General features: G+C 70.8%; 12 protein-coding genes and 1 pseudogene. 3 read left to right on the top strand and 10 right to left on the bottom strand.

Features of this window, described 5'->3' with window-relative positions:
- Nucleotides 1-41: 41 nt before the first annotated feature.
- The 3 genes from ACWCO3_RS05655 to ACWCO3_RS05645 form a co-directional block, all read right to left on the bottom strand.
- Nucleotides 42-1,448, bottom strand: coding sequence for a DUF6114 domain-containing protein (locus tag ACWCO3_RS05655; protein WP_450008664.1), 1,407 nt, complete (start codon nucleotides 1,446-1,448; stop codon nucleotides 42-44).
- Nucleotides 1,449-1,524: 76 nt separating this feature from the next.
- A complete protein-coding gene (locus tag ACWCO3_RS05650) occupies nucleotides 1,525-2,148 on the bottom strand; it encodes a DUF6230 family protein (RefSeq protein ID WP_145778503.1) in 624 nt (207 codons plus the stop codon).
- A gap of 466 nt (nucleotides 2,149-2,614) precedes the next feature.
- Nucleotides 2,615-3,655, bottom strand: a complete 1,041-nt coding sequence (locus ACWCO3_RS05645) for a DUF3068 domain-containing protein (protein ID WP_357935246.1) — start codon at nucleotides 3,653-3,655, stop codon at nucleotides 2,615-2,617.
- A 133-nt stretch (nucleotides 3,656-3,788) separates the two neighbouring features.
- Here ACWCO3_RS05645 and ACWCO3_RS05640 point away from each other — a divergent pair, with 133 nt between their 5' ends.
- On the top strand, nucleotides 3,789-5,267 hold the full coding sequence (locus tag ACWCO3_RS05640; protein WP_145785407.1) for an acyltransferase family protein: 1,479 nt from the start codon (nucleotides 3,789-3,791) through the stop codon (nucleotides 5,265-5,267).
- An 879-nt stretch (nucleotides 5,268-6,146) separates the two neighbouring features.
- Here the strand turns inward: ACWCO3_RS05640 and ACWCO3_RS05635 are convergent.
- The 5 genes and pseudogenes from ACWCO3_RS05635 to ACWCO3_RS05615 all read right to left on the bottom strand — a co-directional run.
- A pseudogene (locus ACWCO3_RS05635) lies at nucleotides 6,147-9,308 on the bottom strand (DUF3367 domain-containing protein); the annotation flags it as partial.
- Between the two features lie 59 nt (nucleotides 9,309-9,367).
- Nucleotides 9,368-10,810 carry a glycosyltransferase family 4 protein gene (locus ACWCO3_RS05630; RefSeq protein WP_358168163.1) on the bottom strand — a complete coding sequence of 481 codons (1,443 nt, stop codon included), beginning with the start codon at nucleotides 10,808-10,810 and terminating at the stop codon, nucleotides 9,368-9,370.
- Nucleotides 10,807-11,616, bottom strand: coding sequence for a glycosyltransferase (locus ACWCO3_RS05625; RefSeq protein WP_167524747.1), 810 nt, complete (start codon nucleotides 11,614-11,616; stop codon nucleotides 10,807-10,809). The genes ACWCO3_RS05630 and ACWCO3_RS05625 overlap by 4 nt, the downstream gene beginning before the upstream one ends.
- A gap of 30 nt (nucleotides 11,617-11,646) precedes the next feature.
- Nucleotides 11,647-11,808, bottom strand: a complete 162-nt coding sequence (locus tag ACWCO3_RS05620; protein ID WP_157742438.1) for a hypothetical protein — start codon at nucleotides 11,806-11,808, stop codon at nucleotides 11,647-11,649.
- Nucleotides 11,805-13,595, bottom strand: coding sequence for a hypothetical protein (locus ACWCO3_RS05615; protein ID WP_450008660.1), 1,791 nt, complete (start codon nucleotides 13,593-13,595; stop codon nucleotides 11,805-11,807). Before ACWCO3_RS05615 ends, ACWCO3_RS05620 begins: the two co-directional genes overlap by 4 nt.
- A gap of 243 nt (nucleotides 13,596-13,838) precedes the next feature.
- Between ACWCO3_RS05615 and ACWCO3_RS05610 the strand changes: the two genes are divergently transcribed.
- Nucleotides 13,839-15,086 carry a lipopolysaccharide biosynthesis protein gene (locus ACWCO3_RS05610; protein WP_450008658.1) on the top strand — a complete coding sequence of 416 codons (1,248 nt, stop codon included), beginning with the start codon at nucleotides 13,839-13,841 and terminating at the stop codon, nucleotides 15,084-15,086.
- An 8-nt stretch (nucleotides 15,087-15,094) separates the two neighbouring features.
- On the opposite strand, the gene ACWCO3_RS05605 is transcribed toward ACWCO3_RS05610, so the two are convergent.
- Nucleotides 15,095-15,862, bottom strand: a complete 768-nt coding sequence (locus tag ACWCO3_RS05605) for an FkbM family methyltransferase (protein ID WP_208744908.1) — start codon at nucleotides 15,860-15,862, stop codon at nucleotides 15,095-15,097.
- 73 nt (nucleotides 15,863-15,935) lie between these two features.
- Entirely contained in the window at nucleotides 15,936-16,856 is a 921-nt protein-coding gene (gene nudC, locus ACWCO3_RS05600) for an NAD(+) diphosphatase (protein ID WP_358168166.1), read from the bottom strand.
- A gap of 182 nt (nucleotides 16,857-17,038) precedes the next feature.
- Here nudC and ACWCO3_RS05595 point away from each other — a divergent pair, with 182 nt between their 5' ends.
- The gene (locus tag ACWCO3_RS05595) at nucleotides 17,039-18,859 is read left to right on the top strand and encodes a VanW family protein (RefSeq protein ID WP_450008682.1); all 1,821 of its coding nucleotides are present in this window, start codon (nucleotides 17,039-17,041) and stop codon (nucleotides 18,857-18,859) included.
- Nucleotides 18,860-19,226: the final 367 nt, after the last annotated feature.

Below are 19,226 nucleotides of genomic sequence, written 5' to 3'. Positions count from 1 at the left end.
CCGGCGGTACGACGAGTCCGCCGCCGTGCGCAGCCGCGCGTTCAGCCGAGGCTGAGCGCCAAGGCCGGCCGGGCGGTCAACGTGTTGCTGGTGACGTATGCCAGGTCGATGACCGGGTCGGTGAACGTGATCGGAATGGGCGACGTGATCGGCAGGCCATCCGGGAGCGGCAGGTCCGGCGTCAGCGTGATCTTGATGCCGAGCAACCGGCCGACGAACCGCGTGGCGTAGAAGGCGACGTCCCCGCTGACGGTCAGCCGGTCGGTCGCGTACAGCTGGTTGCGCCCGGCCGGGCCGTCGGCGCGGAGCAGGAAGTCGTCGGTCACCGCCTCCCGCATGCTGAACTTCAGCACCTTGAGGTCGCCCTTGACCGTGTGCAGGTCGGTGATCCCGTCGAACCGCAGGCCGGTCATCCGCACCGACGACCCGGTGAGCTTGGACGGTGTCTGCGCCACCGTCGGCAGGCTGGGGTCGGCGGCGATGCGCGGCAGCGGTTTCCCCGGCTGCACAGTGTCCGGCTTGGCGGGTGTCGCCGGCCTGCCCGGGGTGCCCGGGGGCGACGGCGGGCAGGTGACCGGCCCGGGAGGCGTGGTGGGTGTGCCGCTCGGCGATACGGTCGGGCTCGCCGACGGCGTCGGGGTCTCCTTGGCGCGTCCGCCGGGGAGCAGGTCACCGATCCCGTCCAGGATGTCGGTGATCAGGTTGCCACGCCGGGTCGGGCTCGGCGTGGGCGTCGGCGTCGCGGTGGTACGGCTGGGCGACGGCGTGACCGCCCGGGACGGCGTCGGGCACGTGGTCGTGCCGGGACGGTTCGGCGCGGCCTGCACCGCTCCAGGCTGGAGGGCCAGGCCGGCAGCGGCGAGGCCGAGCACCACGAGGGCGACACCGAAGGCCTTCGGATCAGGCTGACCGGCTGACGGCTGCTCCTGGGTCGACGCGTCGGCCGGGTCGGACGCGGACGCCGCCGGGTGAGTGGGCGCGTCGGTTGCGGGCGGCGTCGGGTGGGTCGACACGTCGTCGACGTCGGGCACGGGCGGCGCCGGGTCGGACGCAGCCGGCTGGACCGGCGTCCACGCGAAGGCGAGCGCACTGCCGACGATGCCGAGCAACAGACCGACGAAGAAACCGCCGAGGTTGAGCCCGATCAGCGAGTAGACGGCGGTCACCGCGGCGACGACGGAGTAGAACAGCCGCTGCGCCGGGGTGAACCAGAGCAGCAGGCCGCAGGTCACCAGGATGACCGGGATCAACAGCGAGAGCAGACCGCTGGCCCCGCTGTGGAAGCTCAGACCGTTGACTGTCATCCGGGTGGAGGCGAACATCTCCAGCCCGGCCAGGGCGGTGAGCAGACCACCCCAGAACGGTCGGCTGCGCTGCCAGCGGCGGAAGAGCCGCCACGCCTGAGCCGGACCGCCGGGCCGGGCGTGGGACGGATTCGCGGTTGTCACGTACTCCTCCTGGCCGAGCGGGGACGGGGACACGGGCCGGGCCCGCGGTGCTGAGCGCCGCGGGCCACGACTCATCTCAGAAGCACTCCTTGCCCTTGGCGTCGTCGCCCACGTTGACCTTCAGTCGGAGGCCGACCAGGTTGAACGTGGCCGCCGTGGTGTAGCGGGACACCTGCTTCAGGTTGGTGATGGTGACGTGGTCGGAGTTCTGGCCGAACGAGCCGGCCTGCGCCGTCGGGTTCAGGTCCGTGGCGTCCCGACCGATCTTGATGTTGGTGAAGGTCGCGTTGCCGTCCAGCGAGTCCATCGCGATCAGCAGGTCCTTGGCGCGGGCGGGTTCCTTGCCCTCACCGGCGTTGATGGTGAGCACCACCGGTAGGCCCGGCAGGTCGGCGCGGACTGACTGGCAGAGGCTGTACAGCTCGGCGCTGCTGATCTCGGACAGCGCGATCGGGTGGACCTGACCGGCCTTCCCGTCCTTGCCCTTCTCCCGGACGATGCCGCCGTACTGCTTGAAGCCGTCGCCCTCCAGGCGATCGGCGCCGATCTTGAACGTCTGCCCGGAGACCGTGATGTCGGACGCGATCGCGCCGGTCGACATTCCGAACAGGATGGCGCCGGCGGCGGCCGTGGCGGGCACCATCATGGCGGCGAACCGCCGCCACCGGGTACGACCCTGACTCTTCAAGCGATCCTGCACGGGTTCCTCCTCGGGCTGGATGCGTGCGGGGTGGCCGGTCCCGAAGTGGCGGCCCACCCCTCCCGTCATCTGTTACCGGCTGGTAACCATCGGGCTTGATGGTGCACCCAGTGCGGCGCAGCTCACAACCCCCCGATTACCGATCAGTAACAGAGCGGTGACCCAGCGGCAGTGCGGGAGCACAGCGAGTGGGGGCGGCCGTCCCTGAAGGCGGGCAATCCCACCCGATTCCGCGCGAGATCAGGGGTTGTCGACACGGAGCGTGACGGGACATTGACCAATTACAATAAGGTAACGAATGTAAAGCGGCCGCCGTCCCACCCGTCGCGAGCAGGGCCGTGGTGGGCGGTTGCTGGCGGGTGCTGGATTTCGGCTGCGGCGCGGCGGCAGTGAAGACAACCGGGCCGGCCGACCCGACTGGGTCGGCCGGCCCGGTCAGGTCGGCGGTGAGGTGGGGGTGCTTGCCTTACGGCTCGGTGCGCTCCGCGGCGTGGCGTCCGCCGGCCGGCTCCGGGGACTCCGCGGCCGGCTCCGGGGACCGCTGCGACGGCAGGTCGGTCGTCGGCCGGTCGTCGGTCTCCACCAGCGCCGCCTCGGGCCTGCGGCGACCCGCACGGACGACGAGGTACACGCCGATCAGCACCAGGGCGAGGCCGAGCAGACCGAGGATGACAGGCACCACTGTGGTCAGCAGGTTGATCTGACCACGCGCGTCCTTGGCAGCCTTGGCCTGCTGCTTCTGGGTGTCCTCGGTGAAGGCGAGGTCAGCGTCGATAATCTTGATCTTGTCCGCGCCGGTCCCGTCGCGGAGCGTCTGCAACTGCTTCTCCTGGCCCTTGACGATCACGCCGCTGTCCGGCTCCACCCACAAGGTGCGGGTGTTGGCGTAGTAGCGGCCTGCGTTGACGACCTGCTCGGTAGAGCCCAGCAGGCTGCCCGGGACCTTGATCTCGCTGATCTGGATCGGCTCGACAGTCATCTCGAACTTGTAGACGGTCAACCCCTGCAGCTTCTCCGTGCTCACGTACTTGGCGGGGTATGCCTTGCGAGCGGTGTTGTCGAAGTACTGGTAGGTCTTCTTCTCCGTCCCGAACGGGAAGGTGTACGTCAGACCCTCGTGCTTGAAGGGCGCGCCGTTGATGTCCTCGGCGCAGCAGGCGACGGCCATCGCCGTGCGCCGGTCGAGGGCCACCCGGTCCGTACTGAGCGTGATCTCCTTGTCGGCGTCGTCGATCACCCGGACACCGACGTTGAAGACCGCCCGGTCAGCGTTTCCGTCCTTGACATCGCCTCGGACGGCTCGATGGGCGGTCAGGTTGACCCCGCTACGCTCCGACAGCGTGCCAAAATCAAGGACGGTCGCGTTCTGGGCCGTGGAGACCGTCACCGAACTCTGGTCCAGGGGCACCTTGACGAGAGCGGGCGCGACGACCAGCGGCGTCGCCACGGCCCCGACGATCAGGAACGTGCCCACCCCCACCAAGATGGCACCCGACGTAGATCGCATGTAACTCCTCCCCTTGTATTGGTCGACTAGTCGGCTGACAGTACATGACGAGACCGATTTCAGATATGGTCCGACGCGGCCTTCCGAGCCGTGCGGAACACGGCCGGATGCGGCCGTCCGGCTGTCATAACAAATGGGATGTCGAGGACCTGTGAGCCGACCTGCAAAAGCAGCCCCGAACAGCGGGGCGAGCCGTCCGGCCGAGCCGAATAGTGGTCGTACGGATGACTTCCTGCCCGCCTTGGAAGGCCTTCGGGCCGTAGCGGTGTTCGCGGTTCTCCTTCACCACGTGTCGTTCCTCAGCGGACTCACCTACTCGTCCGGACTTGCTGGTGGAGTGCTCGCCAGGATGGACGTGGGAGTGGCGATCTTCTTTGCCCTGTCGGGCTTCCTCCTCTACCGGCCATTCGCGCGCGCAGCAATTCAGGCGCAGCCGAAACCGCCAGTACGCACATACCTCTGGCATCGCGCACTGCGCATTCTGCCCGGCTACTGGGCAGTGGCGGTTGTCGCACTGACCTGGCTCAACATCGATTACCTCAGGTCACTCTGGGACTGGGCAATACCCCTCCTGCTCGTACACATATATGAACCATTGCGGCTGCCGGTCGGAGTGGAGCAGACCTGGAGCCTCGCCACCGAGGCGGTCTTCTACCTGGCGCTGCCGTTGATCGCGGCGCTCGGCCGATGGATGGGCGGCCGAACCCCGCTGGCGCGCGCCCGACGCCAGCTGGCGCTCGGCGTCGCACTCGTCCTGGCCGGTCTCGTGTGGAACGTGTACGCACACGGGCCCGACTCGCCTCTACCTCAGATGTCGTGGCTCTGGCTGCCCGCCTTCCTGGACTGGTTTGGGATCGGGATCGTGTTGGCCGTTCTCGCCTCCTGGCCTCCCAGCACCACTTCCTCTCCGTTCCTCCCGCATCTGGGGTCGGACGGGTCCGACCGCGGCGAGAAGGACCTGTGGTCCGGCACGCCGCACGGACTGCGCGTCGTCACGTTCGCTCCCGGGACGTCGTGGCTGATCGCCGGCGTGCTGCTCTGGATCGCCAGCACGCCGATCGCCGGGCCGCGTGGCCTGGAATCCGCCACTCCGGTCGAGTCGATCAGCGAGCACCTGCTGTTCCTGCTCATCACGTGGTGCGTGATCGCGCCGCTCGTCGGGCGGGGATCCGGCGGGGTGCCCCGCGCTCTCCTGCTCCAGCCGCTGGTCAGATTCCTCGGCCGGATCTCCTACGGCATCTTCCTCTGGCACATCCTCGCCCTCGAGGTGTGCTTCCGGCTGCTCGGCTTCACCCGGACGCAAAGCTCGTTCTGGGTGCTCCTGACGGTGACCCTGGCCCTGACCATCCCGGTCGCGGCCGCCAGTTACTACCTCATCGAGCGGCCGACGCAGCAGCTGCGGAGACTCCTGGAGAGGCGGGCCAACAACCGCCGGGCCGGCGCTTCGTCCGTCGTCCCCCTGGAAACGCCGGCGTCGCCGGCTGTCACGTCGGGCCCAGCCGAACAGCCGGCCCTCGCGCCGCGACTCGTACTTTCCGCGAACCCGCCGGGACCGCAGCACGAGGGCGGCGACAGCCAGGAGGAGCAGGGCCGTCGGGAGCACGCCGAGTAGTTCCGCCACCGGTTCCGGGCCGACCCGCCACAACCACCACCGCTCGGAACCGTAGATCGCGAGACCCACGGCGGCAGGCACCCAGATCCACTCCGGCGTGGGCATCCGACGCCGGTGCAGCAGCACGACCAGGAGCGCACAGCCGAAGCCGAGCAGACCGCCCAACAGCGCCGGTACGCCGATCGCGAGCAGCGGCGCGGTCGCCAGGGTGGTCGGCACCACCGGGTAGGACGGTCGGTGGCGGCGTGCGGGCAGCAGGGCCGCGACGACCAACAGCAGCAGGAGACCGCCGGCGACCCGCAGGATGATGTCGTACTGCCGGCCCGGTGTGAAGACGAGGTCGACCCGGCCTGCGGCACCGGCCGGCACGAGCCAGGCCTGTTTCCACCCGTCGACGCGGGTCGGTTCGAGCCGGACACCATCGAGCGTGGCACGCCAGCCGGGATTGGCGTTCTCCGGTACGACCAGGTAGCTGCTGCCACCGGGACCGATCTCGACCGAGCGGTGCTCGTCGGTCCAGGAGAGCACTGTCACCGTCTGGCGGGCCGGTTCGTCGGCCATTCGCGCCGCTGTCGTACCGCCGAGGATCACGCTGTCGACGACGAACCGGTCCGCCGGGGCGGAGATCTCGTTCTGACCAGCCCGCAGCGCGACCTGGTCGGCGTCCACCTTCGGCTTCGCCTTGGCCTTCGCCTTGGTCGCCGGCTCGACCGTGCACGCGCGGTACCGCAGTGGCCGCAGGTCCCGAATGTCGCGCAGGGTGCCGGACACTGTCGTCGGCACCGGTGTGCCGTTCACGACGACCGTCGGCCCGGCGCCACAGGGCAACGTCACGGCGCGGTCGACGCCTCGGGGTTGGTTGGCCTCGGCCACCCCCTCCACGTCGATGCCGCTCAGACCGACCGGAAGGGCCTGCAGCTCGAAGAACGCTGTCGATCGACTGTTGCGCGGCACCGTCGAGGTCACCGCGATGAAGAGCTTGCTCGTGCGCAGGGCCGGGAAGCGCGCCACTCCGTCCGGGTCGATGGTCACCTCCCGGATGCCGTCGTCGCCGGTGATCCGCAGTGTCCTCGGCGGTGCCGCGACCAGGTTCGCCCCGAACCGCAACCGCACCCAACTGACCTTCCGGGCCTTGGCCCAGCGCAGTGTCACTGTCGGCTGGGCGTCGTACGGGTCCGCCAACCAACTCGTACCGTCGTCGCCGTCGCCCAACGCTCGCGACGAGGCGACCGGGTCGGCGAACCAGGCGCTGGACGTCGTGAAGGTCTCACCGCCCACCATCTCGTCGTACACGGAGAGAGCGGTGGTCGGCGTCGGCCGGGCCAGGCCGGTGAGGCTGGCGGAGGACGCGCTCGGCAGATCGAAGCGACGAGGCGCCAGGCCGGTCTCCTCGCTCTGCCGGATCAGGTCGGGCGCGCAGAGGTAGTGGTCGTCGGCGGCGGCGCAGGCCGATCGATCGACTGCCCTCCGGGCCAGTGCGACGACCTCCGCCGCGCCGCTGGTCTCGGGCAGTGCCGGCAGCCGCAGGTAACGCTCAGGGCTCACCCCCGGCACCCGAAGGTCCCGGATACCCGCACGCCGAGCCGGCACGTCCATGCCGGAGACGCCGTCGACGGTGACGCGGATCCAGGTGGTACGCCCCGCCGGAATCGCCAACCGCTGCGGGGCTCGCCCGGCGTCGGTCATCTGATGCACGGAGGTACCGCTGGCCGTGCTGACCTCGACCCGCGTGACCGGTGCGGCGATCACCTCGTCGTCGACCACCTGTAGGTCCACGAAACCGACCTGGACCGCCCCCGGGAACCGGACCTCCAGCCACTGGCCCACCGGTTTGCGGGAGCCGTCGGTCAACCAGGCCGTACCGCTGTCGCCGTCCAGGGCCGCGAACGGCCCGGCGGACGGGTCACGCAGCCCGGCCGGACCGGCGACGTCGGCCGCGCTGGAGGAGGCCCGCACATCGGTGATCCCGGTGTATCCGGCCGAGGTGAACGACGCGTCCCAGGCGGGGTCGAGGACGTCGTGGACCGCGCGCACCTGCCGTGGCCGGTCGTCGACGGTGAACGTCCGCGAGGTGTTGCCACGGACAAGGCCGAAGTCGACCTCCCGGCGGCGAAGGCTGTCGGCGAGCACCGTGCCCGCACCCGGGGCAGCTGGGCCGTCGCCGTTGAGAATCACCGGCCGGTTGCCGAGGACACCGGCGTCGCTGAGGTCCAGCAGGGTCTCCGGCGCACCGACCAGGTCCAGCGGCTGCGCCGCATCAGCCAGGGTGACCCGAGGGGTCGGCCGGTCCACCTGGTAGATCTCCACCGCGGGGTACGTCTTACGCAGCCCGTAGTCCCAGGCCCCGAGGAGGTCCGGCGGCAGTCCCACACCTGGCCCGAATTCGGCGACCCTGGACAACCCGGGTGCGCTGTCGAGGGTCCGGTGCACCAGGAGCGGCCAGGCGACGGCGCCGACGGGTTGACGCAGGTCATTGCGGACGAGCAGGTAGCGCACGCCCAGTCGGGCCAGGACGTCGGCCAGGCCCGGGGAGACCGCACCCGAGGCGAGTCGCTCGTCGATGGCGGAGAGCAGCCGCGCGTTCCCCGCGGAACCGCCCGGCACCAGTGAACGTACCGCCCACGGCGAGTCCAGCAGGGGCTGGACCGGCTCGTCCAACGAGCGACCCCAGTCGTACTCGGCGAAGTTGGACCCGGGCACGAGCAGCGTTGTACCCGGGCCGGCGTGCCGGTCGAGCCAACCGGTCGCCTGCCGCCAGTGCTCCGGCAGGGCCGGGAAGCCGCCGCCCGCGGTGAGGCCCGCGCTGCCCGCGCCGGCGGTCACCGCCACGAGAGCGGCGGCGGTGACTCCCAGCGCCACCCGCCGGGGCGCCATGCCCGTGGGTCGGGAGAAGCGGCGGATGACAGCGATGAGACCGACGGTGTCCAGCATGTGCGCTATGGCCAGGGCCAGCGGCAGACGGACGACGACGTCGAACTTGTGCAGGTTGCGGAGCGCGCCCAGCGGGCCGTCGAGGGCCTCCCGCACGGACGCGGCGAACGGTGCTCCACCGTTCGACAGGTTTCCCGCGGTCAGCGTCAACAGCCCGACCAGCGCCGCGACGAGGAGGAACCGCCGCTCGGGCAGGTCCCGGCGGGCCAGGCCGGCCAGCCCGATGCAGGCGACCAGGCCGGTGAGCAGGGTCATCCAGGGCACTGTGGCGAGGGCCCACCCCGAGGGCCACCAGGGCAGACCGTCGACGGCCAGGTGACCCACCCAGTGGGTGGCGCCACGCACGGCCTCCGGAAGTGTGGTCACGCCGGTCGTCACCGCGGCGCTCTCGGTGAAGGGCAGGAACGCGAAGCCGTACCGCTGGAGGAGCAGCAACGGTGCGAGCCACCAGAAGGTGGCTGCCACCATCGCCACCGTCCAGCACACCAGCAGGAGGATCCGCCGCTTCCCGGGGGCGCGCGTCACCAGATAGAGGAAGGCCGGGAGTACGGCGCACGCGACGGCCGCGCCGTTCACCCCGCCCATGCAGACCACCGCCAGGCCGCTGAGCGCTGCTGCCCGCCGCAGCGAGCCGCCCGCAGCTCCCTTGACCAACGGCAGCAACACCCACGGTGCGACGCAGTACGGCAGCAGTTCCACCGAGACGGTGCCGACCAGGGTCAACGCCCGGGGCGAGAGGGCGAACACCGCGCCGGCCACCAGGCGGGACGAGGGGCCACCGAGGTCCAGGGCACGGGCCAGGCGGACCATGCCGGTGAGGGCGACGCAGAGCAGTGTCGCCATCCATAGCCGCTGGACGAGCCAGGCCGGGAGACCGATCGCCTCACCGAGGAGGAAGAACGGTCCCATCGGGAAGAAGTAGCCGACGGCCTGGTTCTGCAGGGTTCCGAACTGCCAGTCGACGACCCACAGGTGGGTGGCGCGGGCGAGGAACCCGCCCGGGTCCAGGGCCATGTCCAGTTTCGTGTCGGGCACGATGAGACCCGGGCTCTGGGTGACGCACAGGCCGATCAGCGCAAGGCAGACCAGCAGCTCACGCAGGCGCCACACCGCCCGGGACACCGTCGCGGACGGCACCCCCGGAGCGCGACGGGCGGTCGACCACGCGGTCAGCACTGCCGTACCGGAACTCCGGTGAGGAGTTCGTCTCGACTCGCCCTCGACTCGGTCACGGCGCCCTCGGGTACGCCCACGTCGAGGAGCACCTGCCGGATCGCCGCCGGATCGGCACCCGGCACCAGAATCCACAGACTCCGCTGGTCGAGCGCGACGTGCCGGGTATGGGGCAGCAGTGGTGCCACCCGGGCGAGAAGGTCGTTCGGGTCAGGCGTCCGGACCACGAGACACGCGTCCTCGGACGCCCACGGCACCGATCGCGGGGCGAGCAGGTCCCCGAGGACCGCGCGGACCCGTCGGCCGGTGTCCGACCAGCGGAACGCGTCACTCCACTGTCGACATTCATTCGCCATCCGGTCCGCCTCGGACGGGGTGGCGAGGGAGTCCAGCGCGCGGTCCAGCCCAGCGGCGAGATCACTGGCCGGATGCTCGCCCTCACTCACCAACCACCCGGTCCGACCAGGTCGTACGGCGTCGCGCAGACCGTCCACGTCGAAGGCGACAGTGGGCAGCCCGGCGGCGGCGGCCTCCACCACCACGAGGCCCCAACCCTCGCCCCACGAGCCGGAGACGTGCAACCAGGCGGCGGCCAAGAGCGCGTCCCGCTCGGCGGAGGGCAGGTGACCGTGGACCGTCACCACGCCGTTCAGCCCACGCTCGTCGACCTGCCTGCGGATCGTCTCCACGTCCGGCCCGCCACCGACGATGTCGAGGCGCAGGTCGGGCCGCTCGGACCGCAGTTGGTCGACAGCGTCGAGCACCAGGTCGACCCGCTTGTGCCGGGTCACGCGGCCGACGCAGACGAGTCGGGGGTGCTCGTCCCGAGACCCGCGTGGGGGATGGTCGGCGTCCGCCCCGTTCGGCACCACGACCACCGGGCCGGTCCAGCCGAGCCGGTCGCGTACGGCAGTAGCGGTGGAGGGTGAGACCGCGAGGGTCACGCAACGGCGGTAGACCCGGCGGGCGACGGGCCCCTCCAGCCACGCCCCGAAGCGACCGATCAGCGGCCCGAAGTACAGCCGGAACTGCCGGTCGTGCACATGGTGGATCACGCAGACCACCGGCACGCTCGCCGGCAGAACCGCCGGGCTGAAGAACGGGATGCCGTTCTGACAGTCCAGCACGGCGTCGAACTGACGTCGGCGGCGCGACAACCAACCCAGCGCCCGGGGGTAGATGCTCCACCGGCCACCGACCCGGACGATCCGGATGCCGTCCCGAACCTCGTCGCCGCGCTGGCCTTTGGGCCGTGCGGTCAGGAAGGTGACCTGCGCGCCGGCGGTCACCAGATCACGAGCGACCTGCCAGGCGTAGACCTCGGCACCCCCGGCATCGGGATGCCAGGGGTCCTTCCAGTTGAGCACGGCGATCCGGCGGCCCACCACCGGGACGTCGGTGGTGGGAGCCGCAGCGACCGGGGAAGATCCGACACTCACGGCCGCAATCCAACAGTGGCGGCACCAGTGGATACGTCCGGGGCCACCGGGATGGCGACGACCGGCAGCGGCGTGGTGGAGACGGTATTGGCGTGACGGAGCCGCCAGCGGATCTTCGCGACGTCCACGAAGCTCTGCCAGCCGTGGCGGACCGGGGAGAAGCGGGAACCGGGCACGTCCACCCAGTTGACCGGGATCTCCTCCAGCCGGGCACCCGCCCGCTCGACGCGGCCCAGCACCTCCACGTCGAAGGCGAATCCGCCGCACCGCAGTGGCGCGAACGCCCGCCGTGCGACATCGCCGCGGAAGAACTTGAACCCGCACTGCGTCTCGCCCACGCTGCGAACCACCTGCCGGACCGCGCCCCGGAACGCCACCGCACCCCACCGGCGGAGCAGGCTGTGCCGCTCCTCGACCACCGATTCGGGGTGCGCTCGCGAACCGACCACCACGTCGACGCCCTCGGTCAGCAGGCCGAGCACCTGCCCGAGGTTGTCCGGCGCGGTGGCCAGGTCCGCGTCGCAGAAGCCGACGTAGCGCGCGTCGCTGGCGAGCACACCGGTCCGCACCGCGAACCCCTTTCCTCGCTCGCCACACCACAACAACCGGACGGGGACCGTGCCGGGCAACGCGGACGACACCACCTCGGCGGTTGCGTCAGTGCTGGCGTTGTCGACCACTGTCACCCGGCAGGGCACACCGAGACCGGCCAGCGCCGCCCGGAGCAGGAGCAGGGTGTCCGGCAGTCGGTCCGCCTCGTTGAAGGCCGGCACCACGACGTCGAGTACGACCGCATCTGACGACACGTCAGGAGGTAGGACCTCCATGGAGGGCCGTCAGCGCTCGCCGTACACGATGATGGGCTGCTCCACGTTTGCAGGCTTGGTGTTGCTGTTGGTGATGGTGGACGTCCCGATCGAGACGGCCAGAATTCCCAGCACGGCCCCCACCGCGGCGGCGACGACCGCGGTCAGGAGGGGATTGAAGGATGCCTTCATTGACGATCCCTTCGACAAGAGGTACCGGACAGTAACATGCACCGCCGCCGTGCTGCGGGGTACGAAAGGGTGATCAACAGGGTGACCCCGAGTACCGAATACCCCAGCGTGGGAGCAATGCCGACAGTCTCTGATGAGTGGGAAGAAACGCCATCAGACAGACAGAACAGCGTCAATGTTGGGCCGCGCCGGATCAGGTCGGCGTCCGCGAAACGGTTCTCGACTTCGGCAGCGTGGGGTTGATCGGTTTGAATGAGTACATATCGCACACCGAGCTTACGGAGGGCCGGGCCGGGATCACCAGGCGCCGCCAACACGGCCGCCACCCGATCGGCTTCACGGCTCTCACCCCTGATCCGGTCCCGGCCGACCAGCACGTCCTGGTCCCCGATCACCGGCCGGCGAAACGCCCGTGCCGCCGGGTCGAGCACGGGCACGTTGCCTCCCCAGCGGTAGGCACGAAACGACGACCAGGGCAGCGAGACCAGGCTTCCGCCGACCGGGTCCTGGTTTACCACCGCACGCACGTCCGCCCACTCGGAGGGAAATCGCACCGTGTCGAGTTGACCGCTGAGACCCCAGGCCAGACCGGGTAGGAGCAACACCGGGGCGAACGCCACCAGCGGGGTCAACGCGCGAGCGCCCGTCCTGAGCAGCGACTCCACCAGCATCCCGAGACCCACCGCCTGGAGCAGCGCGAGCGGCGCGAGCAGGCGGGTGCCATCCCGCACAGACCCGGCCAGCGGAACATGCTCGACCAGCGCGGTCATCCACGCCGTACCCGCCGGCAGGGCCGGAACGGCGGCGATCAGGGTGCCCAGCACGGCACCGACGAGCAGCCCCCACCAGGCTGCCGAAGGCCACCGACGACGCGTCAACGCGAACCCCCACACCGCAGCCCCGGCGAGCACCAATGCGAGCAGGGCGACCGGCCACTGGTCACGGCCGACCGGCACGGCGTGCCGGCTCCAGACACCGCCGAGCGTGACGACACTGCCGAGCACGCCGAGTGGCGTGTCCGCACGGGCAGCGAACGCGGCGACTCCCCGCTCGTCGAGATCGATCCCGCCTCCGCGCTCGGTGAGCGCCAGCAGCCACGGAGCGGTGAGGCCGACCAGCATCGCGGCACCCGCGACGACCGCCCGCCACTGGCGGGCCAGGGCCAACGCCGGCGCGCAGGTCAGCACCGCCGCCAACACCATCGCGGGACCGCCCAACACCACCGCCAGGCCACCGGCCACCGCCGAGCGCCGGCGAGGGCCCGCGCCGTCCGCCGGGTCGCTGCCGTCCGACCGCCGTCGCAGCACCCCCAGCACCCAGGCGTACGCCCAGGGCAACGCGGCGTACCCGGCGGCCACCGCCCACTGCCCGAGGTGCAGCCGCCCGTACACCCACGGATTCCAGACGTACCCGAGCCCGGCCGCGACCCGCGCCAACGGGTGACCGACGGGAGCCAACCGGGCGGCACCCACCGCGGCCAGCACGAGGCAGCCGGCCAGGAGCGCCTTCTCCGCCACATCTGCGGGGAGCAACTGGGACAGGCCGACAGCGAGCAGCTCGCTGGGCACCGCACGCGGCAGCTCCGAGCCGCTGCCCCAGACCGTCGCGCCGAACGGCGGGTCCGGCACGAACACCAGGTCGTACCGGAGGAGGTAACCCCGGCGAAGCACCGGGCCGAGGATCGCGAGGACCACGCCGAGACCGAGCACGATCTCCGGCCACCAGCGACGGAGTACGACGACAGTCCGGCGCAGCGGCGTGCCGAACTCCGGTATCGGTCGGCGCACACGGACCCCCACAAAACCTGGACGGGAAGCGCTCCCGACGTCGCACCCCGGGGCTCCGGACAGCACTCTAGGGCCTGTGTCGGGAGGGCGGGCTCCGCTGTCGGCCGAGCAGTCCTTGCGGAGACGGGGCCTAGGCACAGGGCGAGCACGGGGGTACCTTGCCTGACGACGTCGATGAGCTGACGCGTCGAGGTCGCGAGGCTCAGGGCACAGCCATCCCCCGGCGAACCGACATGAGGCGCGATGACAGAGACGACGACCGGTTCCGGGCCGGGCCGGCTGGGAGCGGCCGGCGCGGCGGTGGCGGTCGCCGCGATGGTGACGAACGGCCTGGCCTACCTGCTTCCCATGGTCGGTGCCCGGCACCTTGCAGCCGAGGAACTGAGCGTGCTGGCCACGGTGCTGGCTCTCGTCGCGATCGCCGGTGTGGCGGGCGTGGGGCTGCAGATGGCGGTCGCCGTCCACCGTGCCCGCCAGCCCGGCGCGCCAACCATGCGCGTCACAGTCGTCACGGCCGCGGTCGCCGCCGGCGCCGTCGTCGTGGCCACGCCGCTGATGGTGACCGCCCTCCGGCTGTCGGTGACGGTCGTGGCACTGGTGGCCGCCACGACCTTCGCGGTCGTCCTGGCCGGCCGGTGGCTCGGTGAGCTACAGGGCGAGCAGCGGTTCCTCCGCCTCGCGTGGGCGATGGTCGCGTTCGCCGTCGGCCGGTACGCCGGCATGATCGTCACGCTCGCCCTCGGCGCCGGCGTCGTGGACACCCTCCTCGCCGGCCTGGTGACCGCGTACCTCGTCCTGCCGGTCCTGGCCTGGATCGCCCGCCCGGCCTCTGCCGCCTCAGGCGACGCGGTGAGCGTCGGGACCGCCCTGCGGGTCCGGCAGGTCCTGAGCGCCGGGACCGCCGCGCTGGCGATGCTCGTGGTGTCGTACGCCGACCTGATCTTCGCCCGCCAACTCCTGTCGCCTGCGGACTCCGGGGCGTACTCCGTCGGCACTGTGCTCACCAAGGGCGCGCTCTGGGCACCTCAGGTGATCACGGTGTTGGCGCTGCCCCGCCTCGCCGTCGGTGATCGCCGCCTGCGTACCACAATGCTCGCGATCATCGGCGCCTGCGGTGCCGTCCTCGTCGTCGCCTCGGCCCTGGCCGGCGGTTTCGCGTTCCGCCTGGCCGGCGGCGAGGACTACGCGCAACTGGGCAAGTACGCCCCGTTCTTCGCCGCCACCGGAGCGCTCTACGCGCTGGTCTTCGCTGTGGTCAACGCGAAGATCGCGGCTGGCGCTCGGTGGCCCTCCGCGCCACTCTGGGTGGCCGCCGGTGTGCTGGCCGTCCTGACGATGCTCGTCGCACCGCGGACGTTCCAGGGGATCATGTGGTGCGCTCTCGCCGTCGCAGCGGTGACCGCGCTGGTGATGGTCGGCACGCCGTCCCGGCGGGGCACGCCGCACCGGCCCTCGTCGACGACCTCCGTCGAACACCAGATCGTCGGCTGACCGCCCGGTCAGCTGCCTTCACGCTTGAACAACACCGAGTTGACGTAGCGCGGCCGAGGAAGCACGACACGTCGGACCAGGCTCTGGGTGACCCGCGCTATCGCGCCCCGCTGGTTGGCCCGGATATCGAAGTCGGCGAGCGGCACCCATTCGCGCTCCGGCAGCACGTAGCCGCGGTAACCCCACTCGCCCAGCAGCTCGAAGATCGGTGCGATGGGCTGGATCCTCTCCTCGACCTCGATCAAGAGCACCGGTCCGTCCCGGTCGATGGTCCCGGCCGCTCCGCGCAACGCCGACAGCTCGTGACCCTCCACATCGATCTTCAGGAACCGCACGTCGTGGAGGCCGAGACCGTCGATCGTGACCCGGGGGACGGTGACCGACGTCGAACTGCCGTCAGCCAGTTCGAGGGACGACGTGCCGACAGCCGGGCCGGCCTTCGGCAGGAACAGCTCCGCGCTGCCCTCGTGGTCCGACGCCACCGCACGCACCACCCGCACATCGGGGAACGCGCTCGAAATGCTGCGCGCGAGTTCCTCGTTCGGCTCAATGGCGACGACCTGGTCGGCCCGCTTGCGCATCCGCTGGGTCCACGGCCCGTACCAGGCGCCCACGTCGAGGGCAGTGCCACCGGCGGGCATGAACTCCGCGAGGCACGCGAGTTCCGGCTCCACCCGGGGATAGACAGCTCGGATCGCTCCCGCGACGACCCGGTCGGGTAGGAGCGACGCCACACGCGAACTCACTGCGGTCACCAGACCGGTCGAAGACGGCATGAGCGCAAAGGGTACGGGTCAGCGACACACCTGAAAAGGTGTACTTACTGCCGAGTAGAACCAGGCCGATCGGTCAGGACACCCCTGCCAACCAGTCCTCCAGGAGACGGTGGTCGATCGCGTCCACCCGACCCAGCGAACGGCCGGACTCCACTCGCTCCCGCAGCTCATCCCGGGTGAACCAACGCGCCTCCAACAGCTCCTCGCCGTCGACGCGTACCTCGTCGGACGTGGCGGTCGCCCGGAACCCCACCATCAGGCCGGCGGGGAACGGCCACGCCTGCGACCCCTGGTAGGTCACGTCGGTGACGGTCACGCCCGCCTCCTCGGCCATCTCCCGACGGACCGCGTCCTCCAGGCTCTCGCCGACCTCGACGAAGCCGGCCAACGTCGAGAACGCGTCCTCTGGCGCGCCCGCGTGCCGGGCCAACAAACACCGCCCCGGCGATCCCGGTGCCTCGACCAGCACGATGATCGCCGGTTCGATCCGGGGAAACAGCAGCCGCCCGCACTCCCCGCCGGTACAGGTCCGCAGGTGCCCGCCACCGCCGGCGACGGCCGGCGCACCGCACCTCCCGCAGAACCGCTGCTGCCGGTGCCAGTGCAACAACCCCCTGGCGTACGCCTGGACGGCCGCGTCGCCCGCATCGAGCCGCCCGACCAGCGCCCGTACGTCGACGGCACGCGTCGCACCAGCCATCTCGGCGGCGGACCGCTCGGGGAGCGCGGACAGGTCAGCGGCGAACACCGCCACGTCCCCGTCCAGCCCGAGGAAGACGGTCTCACCGGCGGCGGACCGGACGAGCGACGCACGGTCCGCGGTGAGCCGCACCGGGCCGTCCCCGTCGACGAGACAGCGGTCCCGCCACATCGGCAGCACGACCGTGGTCGGCTCGGCGAGCAGGGCCTCCACCCGGGCCGGATCGGTGCGCAGCGGGCCCGCCCGGTCCAGCCAACCGCCGCCGTACGCCAACACCCGCTCCGCTGTGTCCACGAGGCCACCGTGCCACGTCGGCGGTCCCCCGCCGGCAGCGCCCCCGGGCTCGTGCGACACGCCGGACGACACGCCGCACCTGGGTCCGGTGGGCGTAGCCGCCAAGGACCGCCGGGCATTCGTTACCGTAGGTGCCTCCGGGAGTGGGAAACTCCCGCGGCACCCTGGCGATCGAGGTTCCAGTGACGCTGTACGGCGACAAGACTCCACCCGCCGACGACCGGCCCACCGTGCAGGTCACCGCGGTCACCTGGCCCGACGACGGGCCGGCCACCTCGACGGCGCCCGGCCCCTCCGAGCCGGAGGCCGGCCCGCGCCGCCCCCGCCGCATGCGGATGTTGCTCGCCGCCGGCGTCACCGGGGGTGTGTTCGCCGCGGTGGCAGGTGCGGGTGCCTGGGCGTACGCCGGAGATGTTCCGCGCGGTACCAGCGTGCTCGGCGCCGAACTGGGCGGCCGGAGCCGCGCGGACGCCGACCGGGAGTTGCGGGCGGAGCTGGCCCGGCGGGCGGCGGACCACGCCAAGCCGCTGACCGTCAGCGTCGACGGGCGTACGGCCGAGATCAACCCGGCCGACGTCGGGCTTGAGGTCGACGTGCCGGCGACCGTCGCGGCTGCGGCTGCGGCCGACGCGCACCCGGTCAGCCGGCTGGTCGGTTCCCGCACTGTCGACCCGGTGGTCACCGTCGACGTTGCCCGGTTGGACGAAGCCCTCCGTAAGGTCCTCGGCGACCAGGCCCAGGGCATGACCATGCCGGCGATCACCTATCAGGGCACCAAGCCGAAGGTGGTGCAGCCCAAGCCCGGGCTGGCCCTGGCTCCGGAACGCTCCGCCGAGGTGGTCCGCGCCGGCTGGCTGGCCGGCACACCGATCACGGTGCCGCTGGTGGAGACCCACCCGACGACCACACCGGAAGAGCTGGACCGGCTGGTCAACGAGCTGGCGAAGCCAGCGGTCGCCGCCCCCGTCACGCTCCGCACCACCAAGGGGTCGGTGAAGGTCCCACCCACCGTCATCGCGAAGAGCCTGCGGTTCACCGCCGACAAGACCGGCAAGCTCACCCCGTCGGTGGACGTCAAGCGACTGCGGGCAGCGCTCGGCGACGACCTGAACACCATCGAGGTACCGACCAAGGACGCCACCATGAGCATCTCCGGTGGCCGCCCCACCGTCACCGACGGGCGCCCCGGCCAGCAACTGGACACGGCAACCCTGGGGCAGGACCTGCTGGCCGTGCTACCGAAGGCGGACGGTCGCGAGGTGACCGGCGAGCTGAAGCCGACCCAACCCGAACTGACGGCGGAGAAGCTGTCCGGCCTGGGCATCAAGGAACAGGTGTCCACCTTCACCACCCGGTTCACCGGCGGCTTGGCCTCCTCGCGCAGCCAGAACATCGCCACCATCGCCAAGGACGTCGACGGCACCGTCGTCCTACCCGGGAAGACGTTCTCCCTGAACGGCCACACCGGCGAACGCGGCTACGCACAGGGCTACCGAGACGCGCCGGTCATCCTCAACGGCAAACTGGTGCCGGGTGTCGGCGGTGGCACCTCGCAGTTCACCACCACGCTCTTCAACGCGACCTACTACGCCGGGTTGGAGGACGTCGAGCACAAGCCGCACTCGTACTGGTTCGACAGGTACCCGGCGGTCATCGAGTCGACGATTTTCTGGCCGGACCTGGACTTCAAGTTCCGCAACAACACCGAGTACGGCCTCCTCATCGACACGTCGTACACGTCCAGCACGATCACCGTGTCGATCTGGAGCACGAAGATCTACGACAGCGTGAAGACGGAGTACGGTCCCCGCCGCAACATCACCACACCGAAGCTGATCCACCTGGAGCCCGGTCCGTCGTGCATCGCGACCAACGGGATCAACGGTTTCACCCAGGACGCCTTCCGGGTCATCAAGAAGGGTGGGGCAGTGGTCAAGCGGGAGAAGTTCACCTGGCGCTACGACGCGGAGCCCCGCTACGTCTGCGGCCCGAAGCCCTCCTAAGCCCCAAGGGCCTTACGGCCTTGGTCCGGTCTGTTCCTCACTGCCTCAGCGCGGAGGTGCCATCGCACCTCCGCGCCCACAATCTGTGGGTAGAACGAACGTGCGCCGGCTGCGCGGGTTGGCGTACCGCCGGCGACTTCACCGACCTCAACGAAGCCGACTCCCTAGATCGCCAAAGGCGTGCCACCGGGAGCTACTCGCACCGTTGCGCGCGTTGATCGGCTTCGTTTCGCCGATATGGCGGTATCCGCCGCGGGAGATACCGCCACGTCGGCGACCTGGAGTGGATCACGCTGAGGGTGCGCCCGCCATGCAGTAACGGCAGGGTATTGACCGCCTGATCAGGGTGCGGGAACGCAGAAAGGGC

It is taken from the genome of Micromonospora sp. NPDC002411 (genome assembly GCF_053592955.1).
The sequence above is the reverse complement of the archived record's forward strand: the minus strand, read 5'-3'. Positions and strand labels throughout refer to the sequence as shown.